Below are 629 nucleotides of genomic sequence, written 5' to 3' on the forward strand. Positions count from 1 at the left end.
AGCCGTGTCGTGCGTCGGCTCGACCTGCTCTTCGTTCATGTCCTGCAGTGTCATGCGTCCCTATTCCGATCCCGCCCACAGCAGTGGGCGTGTCACGGACCAGAAACACCGAAACTGCGATAGTCCCCGGTCAAGTCCTTGGGGATGGTGCGAGGTTCCCCCCGGACCGTAGAGGCATCGACAATGAGGATCGAGATGCCAGAGATCAGGAAGAAGTACGACCGGGAGTTCCGTGAGGGAGCTGTCCGGATCGTCGAAGAGACGGGTAAGCCGATCGCGCAGGTCGCGCGCGACCTCGGCGTGAACGAGGGCACCTTGGGCAACTGGGTGACCCGGGCACGGGCCGACCGGGACGGGTCCTCGAGCCTGTCCACGGGCGACTATGAGGAGCTGAAGCGGTTGGGCGACCTCAAAGGCTACGGAAGTTACGCTTCAACCGAACCCTCTCAGCCCGGTCATCCAAGTCGCTTTGAGCGGCATCCACAACAAGCGAACGCGTCAACTAGTGCGGCGCGTCGTTAATCATTTAACGATTGGGTTTGGGATCATGGGGTATGGCGAATCGTCCTGCTCCGGGGTTGGTGCTGCGTGATGGTGATCGGGGCCGGCTGCTGCGGTTGACCCGGTCT

Annotated in this window: 1 protein-coding gene; it reads left to right on the forward strand. The window is 61.8% G+C overall.

Annotated elements, in window-relative coordinates; genetic code table 11:
• Nucleotides 1-195: 195 nt before the first annotated feature.
• A complete protein-coding gene (locus AZH51_RS08350; RefSeq protein ID WP_291523193.1) occupies nucleotides 196-522 on the forward strand; it encodes a transposase in 327 nt (108 codons plus the stop codon).
• Nucleotides 523-629 lie beyond the last annotated feature (107 nt).

The organism is Branchiibius sp. NY16-3462-2 (assembly GCF_001594145.1).
In the GTDB taxonomy this organism is placed as follows: domain Bacteria; phylum Actinomycetota; class Actinomycetes; order Actinomycetales; family Dermatophilaceae; genus Branchiibius.